This window comes from Deltaproteobacteria bacterium (assembly GCA_016208165.1).
GTDB lineage: Bacteria > Desulfobacterota > Desulfarculia > JACQYL01 > JACQYL01 > JACQYL01.
This window is the reverse complement of record JACQYL010000123.1, coordinates 123,376-132,720: the sequence shown is the minus strand read 5'-3', so window position 1 is coordinate 132,720 and position 9,345 is coordinate 123,376. Positions and strand designations below refer to the sequence as shown.

Sequence of the window (9,345 nt, the reverse complement as noted above, 5' to 3'; positions counted from 1 at the left end):
CTCGTTTCCTTCAAGATTCGCCACCGAGTCCTCCAACACAATCCTTCCCGACTGCATCACATATCCTCGACTCGCCACCAGAAACGCCATGAGCGCGTTTTGTTCCACCAATAGAATGGTGGCTCCCCGACTATTGACGTCGGAGATGATTTTAAAAATCGTTTCCACGAGCACGGGCGCCAATCCCATGGACGGCTCGTCCAGGAGCACCAGTTCCGGCCGAGTCATGAGGGCCCTTCCCATGGCCAGCATCTGCTGTTCACCCCCGCTCAAGGTTCCGGCAACCTGGGCCTGTCGCTCTTTCAGTCGAGGGAAAAGAGCGAATACTTGTTCCATATCCTTGTGGATACCCTTACGGTCCCGGCGGATGTAGGCGCCCATCTCGAGATTTTCCCGAACCGTCAGACGCGTAAAAATCTTCCGGCCCTCGGGCGATTGGCTGATGCCTAGAGAAACGATCTTGTGCGCCGCCATTCCGTCAATACGTCGGCTCTTGAAGGTCACGCGCCCCTTATGGGGTTTCAGAAGCCCGGAAACCGTATTCAGCAGGGTCGTTTTGCCCGCCCCATTACTTCCGATGAGAGTTACGATCTCTCCCTGCCGCACGGTGAGCGAGACCCCCTGAAGCGCCTCGATACTTCCGTAATAGGTATGGAGATCTTCAACCTCGAGGAGAACCATGGCCCCTGTTCCCCTGGCTAAGGAGGTCGGCGCGCCGCTTATGGAGTTGGATCGCGCCCTTGCCCAGATAAGCTTCAATGACTCTGGTATTCTTCTGCACTTCTCGAGGAGTACCGGAACCGATCCACGCTCCCTGGTCCAGCACGGTCACACGATCCGAAATCCCCATGACCACGCGCATGTCGTGTTCTATGAGAAGCACGGTCAAACCGAGTTCGTCCCGGATCCTTCGGATAAAGTCCGTCAATGTGTTGGTTTCCTGGGGATTCATGCCGGCGGTGGGTTCGTCCAGAAGCAAAAGGATCGGGTCCGCGCCGAGAGCACGGGCCATTTCCAGACGGCGCTGGTCGCCGTAGGGCAGATTCCTGGCAAGGTCATCCGACCGGGCTTTCAATCCGACAAATCCGAGCAATTTCTGAGCATTCCCGAGCGTCCGTTCCTCTTCCTCGACGGTATGCCGGTTCCGGCTCAAGGCCCCCCAGACACCTGCTCGCATCCGGGAATGGCAACCCACCAGCACGTTTTCTACAACGGTCATATTCGGGAACAGCCGAATGTTCTGGAAGGTCCTTGCGATACCCAGTGCAACGATCTCGTGCGGTTTCTTGCCGGCTATTTCCTTGTCCATGAATTGAATCGAGCCTTGATCCGGCGGATAGACGCCGGTAATCACGTTGAAGAGGGTCGTTTTGCCGGCTCCGTTCGGTCCGATCAGCCCTTCGATAACCCCTTTCTCCAATGTGAGGTTCAAATCATCCAGGGCCTTCAATCCACCAAAGCTACGGGATACGTTGGAAATTTCGAGGATTGAAGGCATAGGCGGACTAGGATTCCTTATGGAACTCGAGCTTCCTCCTCGAGGAAACGATGAAGCCCGTGGGTCGAAAAACCATCATAATGACAAGCAGTGCGCCGAACGCGAGCATCCGATAGAGCGCAACGGCCCGGAGGACCTCCGGAACTCCGATCAAAATCACCGCGCCCAGAATGACGCCGGTGACACTTCCCATCCCGCCGATGATAATCAGGCACAGCACGTTGATCGAAACCATCAACGAAAAATCGTCCGGGAAGATGGAACCTTGCCGGGCCGCGAAAATAATCCCGCCGGCGCCGGCGAATGACGCTCCTATGGCGAACGCCAGCAACTTGTATTTCAGTACGTCTATTCCCATGAGAGCCGCGGCGTCCTGATCTTCACGCATGGCGATCCATGCCCGGCCGATGCGGGAGTTGTTCAGACGGTCCGCAATGAACGCGGAAAGCAGACAGCCTGCCAGAATCAGATAGTAGTAATGGGTGGGCGTGGAAAACTCGAACGATCCGATGGAGGGAGGGTCGATTCTCAGAAGACCCTTGGGACCGTTCGTGACTTTGTCCAGATTGTTCAGCATGATCCGAATGATCTCCCCAAAGCCCAAAGTGACTATGGCCAGGTAATCACCCCTCATCCGCAGTACGGGAATGCCCAATAGGACGCCGCCGAGGCATGCGAGGAAAACGCACACGGGAATCATAGCCCAGAACGGGATGTGGATTCCGAACTGGGGGGACGCCAGGAGCGCATAGGAATAGGCCCCGATGGCATAGAACGCCACGTATCCGAGGTCGAGCAAGCCGGCGAATCCAACGACTACATTCAGTCCGATGCCGAGCATGACGTAGATCCCGATGTAGGCCAGAACGTGGGTCCAATAGTTGCCCACCAAAGGGGGAAGCACGCACAGACCGATCACCAGCCCAACCGGCAGTATCCAGGAAGGCGCCGTTCGGAAGGCGTGCTTTAGGGCGGAGGAGCCCGGATTTCTGTGGCTAACCATCAAGCCCTCTCGGATACTACTTCGCCAAAGATACCGCGAGGCCTGAATATCAGGATCAAAACCAGCAGGCTGAAAGCGATCACATCCTTGTATTGCGCGGGGAGAAAGAAAACGCTGAACGCTTCGGAGATGCCGAGAACGTAGCCCCCAACCATGCATCCCGCCACGTTCCCGATGCCTCCCAGAACGGCGGCGGTGAAGGCTTTGATTCCAGGCATAAAGCCCATCATGTGGTTGATCTGGGTGTAATACATGCCCACCATGACTCCGGCTACCGCAGCAAGGCATGATCCCACCACGAAGGTGACTACGATGATTCGGTCCACATTGACGCCCATGAGGGCGGCGGCGTCCTTGTCCTCGGCCACCGCGCGCATCGCCTTGCCGGTTTTCGTCTTCCGGATGAACAAGACCAGACCTGCCATCATGACGATGGATCCGAGAATGATGAAAATCTGAAAATAAGATATCGAAAACCGCCCTAGTTCGAGGAAATCTTCCGGGAACACGTCCGGATAGATTTGCATCCGCGCCTTGACGATCAGCATCATCACATTCTGTAGAAAGATCGACGCGCCGATGGCGCTGATGAGGGGAGCCAAACGAGGTGCTTTTCGCAGCGGCCGGTAGGCCACCCGCTCCAACAACACACCGAGCAAAGAGGAAACGGCCATGGCGCCCAACAAAGCCGTCAGGATGGAAAGAACGACAAAGCGTTCGGCAAATCCCGACTGAACCAGGGCGCTTAACACAAAAAAACCGGTGAACGAACCGAACATGAAAATCTCGCCGTGGGCGAAGTTGATCATGAACAGAATGCCGTACACCAGGGTGTACCCCATGGCGATAAGCGCATAGATACCCCCGATGGTCAGGCCGTTAACGACCTGGTCCACCAGGACCTCGGGGTTTGACAAAAGGGACAGGGACATGAATTCCGTCTGTCATCCAAGGGGCCGGCGCAAAACGTTCCGGCCTAGTCTTCCACCTCTTTAAAGAAACAGGCGCCTTTTTCACAGGCCACCACGTTAACCGCCACAACCGAGCCCGAACGGTCTCCGTACTCGTCGAAGGCAACCCGACCCGTGACTCCGTCATATTCGGTGGACGCCACTGCGTCCCGCAGGGCCTTCTTGCCGATGATCAGACGACCGTCTTCGCCCTTTCGGGCCGTCCGCTCGATGGCCGCCATGAGTATATTGGTCGCATCGTAGGATTGTGGGGAGAACGTCTGCCGAGGCCCATATTTCGCTTCAAACCGCTTCACCCAGGATGAGAATCGCTCCGCTTCCGGCGTCTTCGCATAGGTGACGTACGCACCACGCGACGCTTTACCGGCCCCCTGAATGAAATCCTTCTCCGTATAACACCCGTCGTCGCTCATGAATTTGGCCTTGATGCCCGCGCGCCGCATCTGTCGGACCAGCAGGGCTCCCTCCGCCGCCATTCCTCCGAAATACACAAGCTGAGGGTTAAGAGGCTTGATGACGGTCAGCACGGGTGTGAAATCCTTATCTCCCCGGGTCAGGCCCTCGTGGGCCAGAACCTTGCCCCCGCTCCCCAAAATGTGGCGTTTGAATTCATCCGCCAACCCCTGCCCATAAGCGCTTTTGTCATGAAGAACGGCCACTTGGGTCCAATTCTTCTTCAAAGCATATACGGCCCCCGCCTCTCCCTGAATTTTGTCGTTCCAGCAGGTTCGGAAAAACACCGGAATTCCCCGGTTGGTCAACTCGAGGCTGGTTGAAGAGGGCGAAATCATGACCAGTTTGTATTTGTTATGAATATCCGAAGCGGGAATGGAACCGCCGCTACACATATATCCTACAACGCCCGCGACGAGAGGATCGTTGCAGAATTTTTCCGCTATGGCCACGGAGGGCGCGCCTTCGCACTGATCGTCTTCGGCTTGTAGATCGAGAAGATGACCCAAGATCCGCCCTTTCTCCCCCACCGCCATTTCCACCGCGTTCCTGATGTCGATTCCCAAGGTGGCGTAGCCGCCCGAAAGCATGGCGCCCAGGCCGATCTTGATGGGTTTGCCGTCCGGAATCACGATCTCTCCCCATTCATCGGCCGCGGACGCGCTTACCGCGCCCACGCATGCGCATGCCATCACCAGCCACTGGAACCAGCGAAATCGGACCATACAAGCTCCTCCCTGTTCGGCCGGACGATCCGGCGCTGTTATGTCGGACTAACGGGCCGTGTCGAGGCTTTGCAACGCGTATACAAAGCATCATAGCTTTGGGACCCTCGCGTTTCAAGGAGATTCAGGGCATTCACTCCGCCGGGCGGACCTGACGAGTCGGTTGATAACGGCGTTGAATCACGATATACGTGTGATATATTTTGAATCAGCTTCCGTACGTGGTTATGCGCAATCCGGTTCTCTCCTCGGGTGAGGAAACCACCGCGGCTTCTCATTTTCTACTGCACGGCAATGGAGTTGGTTTCGCAAAGCATGGAAACTGAAAGATCGGACGCCGGGTCCCCGGAGGCCCTCGATATCTACCATAGGCTGTGCGCCAACATCGGCCGTGTTATCCGGGGTCAGTCGGATACCATCCGAAAGCTTCTCGCCGCGTTCACCAGCGGCGGCCACGTCCTTCTCGAGGACTATCCGGGTACGGGCAAAACCACTTTGGCCAAAGCCCTGGCGCAATCCATCAATGCCGAATTCAAACGTATCCAGTTCACTCCGGATCTGCTGCCCACGGACGTTTTGGGAGTTTCCGTGTTCGATCCCAGGGATCAGTCCTTTCACTTCCACAAAGGGCCCGTCTTCACCAACATCTTGCTGGCCGATGAAATCAATCGAACCTCACCCAGAACCCAGTCCGCCCTTCTGGAGGCCATGGCCGAACGGCAGGTCAGTGTGGACGGCAAGTTGCGACCGCTCGATACGCTGTTTTTCGTGATTGCGACTCAAAATCCGGTGGAAAGCCGAGGGGTATACCCTCTTCCCGAAGCACAGATGGACCGATTTGCCCTCAAACTCGAGTTGGGCTACGTTTCTCCCGAAGAAGAAGTGGCCATACTCTCGGATCAGGAACAGGAGCATCCCTTACAAGGCATCCGCCCGTGTGCGGGAAGAAACGATGTGTTCCGTTTGATGAAACAGGCGAACGACGTCCGCATCAGCGACGAAATCAAGAGATACGCGGTGGATATTGTAAGGGGCACCCGCTCCGTCCGGGGGGTTCTGCTGGGGGCAAGTCCGAGGGCCTCCCTTGCTCTGGCTAAGACATCGCAAGCGCTGGCCATGTTCGACGGGCAGGAGTTCGTGGCTCCGGAACACGTTCAGGAAATGGCGGTACCGGTGATCGCTCACAGGATTATGCTGGACTCTCAGGCGCGCTTTTCCGGGATGACGGCCGAAAACGTGGTCGCCGATCTGTTGAAATCCATTCCCGTGCCGTCCTGACAGGCGCCGATTTCCGTGCTTCACCTTCAATTCCCCCCGTGAACGATCGCAAACAAGATTGACAAGAACATGTTCTTACGCTTCGTCTACACGCTCATTCGCGGTGTCCGGGCATCAAAGTCCTGGTTCTTTGTGCGGCTTACGGGACCGGGGAGGCTGGTGGCCGGCGGAATCCTCGCCTCGGCCCTTGTGGGGCTGGATACAAAGCAGACGCTCGCCTACGAGGCATTCACGTTTCTAAGCTCCGTCTTCCTGATTTCCCTGCTCTGGACAACATGGTCCGCGCCTCGCGCCCTTGCCCATCGGGTTCTTCCACGGTTCGGCACGGTCGGAGAACCCCTCGAGTATCGAGTGCTGCTTCGAAGCGAAACGCCAAAAGTTCAGAAGAATGTGCAGGTATTCGAGAAGCCGCAATACTGGAATCCGGGCTCAGGGAGAACCGCCTTTGAATCGAACCTCACCGGACACGCAGGAGGCTTCGGTCCATCAGGCTCGCCCCACCGTGGCCCGCGAAGGATGACTCTTAAATATCCCATGTTTGCCGCTCGTATAAAGGATGTCCCCCATCTGAATCCGGAGGACGAGCAAGAAGTTCTCATGGAGATCCTTCCGCTGCGACGCGGGCGTTTGTGGTTGGAAACGCTGATCATTTCCGCAACGGACCCCTTCGGCCTGTGCAGATCCATAAAGAAGATCGCCATGCCGCAATCCGTTTTGATCCTTCCGAAACGCTACACCGTGGCCGAGATCCGTTTGACGGGCGCCCGCAGGCACCAACCCGGGGGAGTGACCTTTGCTTCCTCCGTCGGAGATTCCCAGGAATTCGTTTCCCTGCGTGAATACCAGGCCGGCGATCCCATACACCGGATCCACTGGAAGAGCTGGGCCAAGACGGGCAAGCCCATCGTCAAGGAGCTTCAAGAGGAGTTTTTCGTCCGCCATGCACTGGTCTTGGACACCTTTCAGCAAGACGCGTACAGCGAGATTTTCGAGGAAGCCGTCTCCATAGCCGCATCCCTGATCGGGGCCATCGATACACGGGAGTCCCTCCTCGACCTCATGTTCGTTGGACCGGAGGCGTATTCCTTTACCTCCGGGAGAGGACTCGCCCAGGCGGAGAAAATGCTGGAAATCCTCGCGTCGGTCGGTCCGTGCCGGGATAAGCCGTTTCTATCCTTGTGCAACACGGTGTTTCAGCGAGACCGGCTCATCAGCAGTTGCATCTGCGTTCTGCTGGCTTGGGACGAAGAGAGAAAGGAGTTCATACGCCGTCTCAAGGAGTCGGGGCTCCCTTTGTTGGTGCTGATTGTAGTAGACGGCGAGGAAACGGACCGGCTCGATCCGGGTCCGATGAGCGACCGTCCCGAACATTTCCGATGCCTCGAAGTCGGTAAGATCCGGCAGGAACTCGTGGACCTATGAATACGCCGCCTCTTTTCACGGGTAGTTGCGTCATTTTCTGGGGATTCCAGACCGGGCTATGGCTTCCTGCTCTGGTGATGGCGCTCACCCTCGAGGGATCGCGCTGGATTGCATGGCGCTGGGAACTTTCGTTCAGCCGGTACCGACACATAAGCGCTTTTTGCGGCATACTGTTTTTCTGCGCGGCTCTGTATTTTTATGCCTCCCTGGACTCGACCAGAGCGATCCTGATGGTGATTCAGTGGTTTCCGGTGATTTTTTTCCCTCTTCTGCTGTCACAGGCCTACGGAGGAACAGGCGGAATCGATATACGAATTCTCTTCTTTCGCTACAGAAAGAAGAACGATCCGCATCGGACCTCCGTCCTTCCCGTGCTGGATCTCAGTTACCCGTACGCGTGCTTATGCGTGCTCGCGGCCGGCGCGGCGAACCATCGATCCCCGGCGTTTTACTTGGCGGTGCTGGCGCTTTCCGCCTGGGCCCTGTGGGGCCATCGTTCGAAGCGATATTCGCCGGTCCTCTGGGCGGGACTGTTTTCCGTGGCCGCGGTCGTAGGGTACGCCGGGCACGTAGGTCTCCATCAGCTTCAGATCGAGTTGGAACGAAAGGCCTTGGAATGGTTCGCCGATCGTCTCGAGAGAGACGCCGACCCCACACAAACGAAAACGGCCATCGGCGATGTGGGATCCCTCAAACAGTCCGGCCGCGTGGTGCTGAGAGTGGCGGCGGAGGCCAAGGACGAATATCCGAGGCTGCTCCGCGAATCGTGTTATAACTATTACCGGTCTTCGACGTGGCTGGCTTTACACTCAAAGTTTGCCCCGATCGCATCGTCGGAAGATGGCGCCGGCTGGAATCTGCTCCCATCGGGAGATCCGGGCCCATCGCTGCTCATCACGGCGAACCTGACCGCCGACCGGTCCATGTTGCCGCTTCCCAACGGAACGATCCGACTGTTCGACCTGCCCGTGCAGGCCGTCGACCGGAACACGCTGGGCGCCGTGACGGCGCGGGGCGGCCCCGGAATGGTCACTTTCGGAGTCCGGTACAGCCCTACCGCCCTGATGAACGCTCCTCCCAATGAAATCGACCTGATGGTCCCGCAGGCCGAATACATGGGCCTCGACAGGGTTCTAGACCTGCTCGACCTTGAATCAGGGCCGGCCGGGGAGATCCTTTTCAGGATGCAGCGCTTTTTCCAGGCTCATTTCAACTATTCCCTGTCGTTGAAGCGCCCCGAACCCAACAGTACGCCCTTGTCCGATTTCCTGTTGCGGACGCGTTCAGGTCATTGTGAGTATTTCGCCACGGCGGCGGCATTGCTCCTGCGGAGAGCTGGGATTCCCGCGCGGTATGTCATCGGGTACGCGGTGCATGAATTCAGTCCGTTGGAAAAAGCGTATGTTGTTCGAGCCAGACACGCTCACGCCTGGACCCAGGCCTACGTGGGGAACGCCTGGCGTGAATTCGACGCAACTCCACCGGCATGGGCGGACATCGAAGACGCCGCCGCTTCCGGATGGGAGCCGGTTACAGACCTGTGGTATTGGATGACCCTCAGGCTCTCCCGGTGGGAATGGCCCGATGTCATCCCGAAAAAAAGCGCTCGTCTGGGGTGGGCCGTCGTTCCGCTGTCGATACCGCTGTTTTTCCTGGTCCGTCGAAAAAGGAGCGCCGCTTCCAAAGCCCGGACCGAAAAGAGACGGGACGTTCCAGCGCCTCGCCCCGGAGCCGACTCCGAATACTACTTGGTGGAAAAACGACTGAATGAATTGGGATATAGCCGGAAACCGGGGGAATCGGCGGCAGCCTGGGTGCAGCGCATCGAGGCCAAGCTTCCTTCCCGCGTTTCCCCCGATGCTCTGAAACCTGTGCTTCAGCTTCACTACCGATACCGGTTCGATCCAAAAGGGATCACTGTGAGCGAACGGAAGGCGCTCGAAGAAGGGGTCCGTTCCTGGATCGAGAATCTCGAGGAACACTAACCTTGCGAAA

Annotated in this window: 8 protein-coding genes; 3 read left to right on the top strand and 5 right to left on the bottom strand. The window is 57.4% G+C overall.

Features of this window, described 5'->3' with window-relative positions:
- The 5 genes from HY788_22565 to HY788_22545 all read right to left on the bottom strand — a co-directional run.
- The coding region (locus HY788_22565; GenBank protein ID MBI4776929.1) for an ABC transporter ATP-binding protein at positions 1-681 on the bottom strand (681 nt) is incomplete at its 3' end.
- Positions 662-1,498, bottom strand: a complete 837-nt coding sequence (locus HY788_22560) for an ABC transporter ATP-binding protein (GenBank protein MBI4776928.1) — start codon at positions 1,496-1,498, stop codon at positions 662-664. The genes HY788_22560 and HY788_22565, both read right to left, overlap by 20 nt.
- Before the next feature lie 7 nt (positions 1,499-1,505).
- Complete coding sequence (locus tag HY788_22555; protein ID MBI4776927.1) at positions 1,506-2,501, bottom strand: ABC transporter ATP-binding protein; 996 nt, start codon at positions 2,499-2,501, stop codon at positions 1,506-1,508.
- The gene (locus HY788_22550) at positions 2,501-3,433 is read right to left on the bottom strand and encodes a branched-chain amino acid ABC transporter permease (GenBank protein ID MBI4776926.1); all 933 of its coding nucleotides are present in this window, start codon (positions 3,431-3,433) and stop codon (positions 2,501-2,503) included. The genes HY788_22555 and HY788_22550 overlap by 1 nt, the downstream gene beginning before the upstream one ends.
- A 44-nt stretch (positions 3,434-3,477) precedes the next feature.
- Positions 3,478-4,650 carry a branched-chain amino acid ABC transporter substrate-binding protein gene (locus HY788_22545; protein ID MBI4776925.1) on the bottom strand — a complete coding sequence of 391 codons (1,173 nt, stop codon included), beginning with the start codon at positions 4,648-4,650 and terminating at the stop codon, positions 3,478-3,480.
- Between the two features lie 315 nt (positions 4,651-4,965).
- Here HY788_22545 and HY788_22540 point away from each other — a divergent pair, with 315 nt between their 5' ends.
- From HY788_22540 to HY788_22530, 3 genes are all read left to right on the top strand, one after another.
- Positions 4,966-5,928 (top strand): MoxR family ATPase, encoded by a 963-nt coding sequence (locus HY788_22540; protein ID MBI4776924.1) that lies wholly within the window; start codon positions 4,966-4,968, stop codon positions 5,926-5,928.
- Between the two features lie 69 nt (positions 5,929-5,997).
- Positions 5,998-7,350 (top strand): DUF58 domain-containing protein, encoded by a 1,353-nt coding sequence (locus HY788_22535; protein MBI4776923.1) that lies wholly within the window; start codon positions 5,998-6,000, stop codon positions 7,348-7,350.
- Complete coding sequence (locus HY788_22530; GenBank protein MBI4776922.1) at positions 7,347-9,335, top strand: transglutaminase domain-containing protein; 1,989 nt, start codon at positions 7,347-7,349, stop codon at positions 9,333-9,335. The genes HY788_22535 and HY788_22530 overlap by 4 nt, the downstream gene beginning before the upstream one ends.
- The last annotated feature ends 10 nt before the right edge of the window (positions 9,336-9,345 follow it).

What these genes read in the sequence shown, in the direction of transcription:
- HY788_22560 (MBI4776928.1), bottom strand. Translation starts at nt 1,498, where the DNA reads ATGCCTTCAATCCTCGAAATTTCCAACGTATCCCGTAGCTTTGGTGGA.
- HY788_22555 (MBI4776927.1), bottom strand. Translation starts at nt 2,501, where the DNA reads ATGGTTAGCCACAGAAATCCGGGCTCCTCCGCCCTAAAGCACGCCTTC.
- HY788_22550 (MBI4776926.1), bottom strand. Translation starts at nt 3,433, where the DNA reads ATGTCCCTGTCCCTTTTGTCAAACCCCGAGGTCCTGGTGGACCAGGTC.
- HY788_22545 (MBI4776925.1), bottom strand. Translation starts at nt 4,650, where the DNA reads ATGGTCCGATTTCGCTGGTTCCAGTGGCTGGTGATGGCATGCGCATGC.
- HY788_22540 (MBI4776924.1), top strand. Translation starts at nt 4,966, where the DNA reads ATGGAAACTGAAAGATCGGACGCCGGGTCCCCGGAGGCCCTCGATATC.
- HY788_22535 (MBI4776923.1), top strand. Translation starts at nt 5,998, where the DNA reads ATGTTCTTACGCTTCGTCTACACGCTCATTCGCGGTGTCCGGGCATCA.
- HY788_22530 (MBI4776922.1), top strand. Translation starts at nt 7,347, where the DNA reads ATGAATACGCCGCCTCTTTTCACGGGTAGTTGCGTCATTTTCTGGGGA.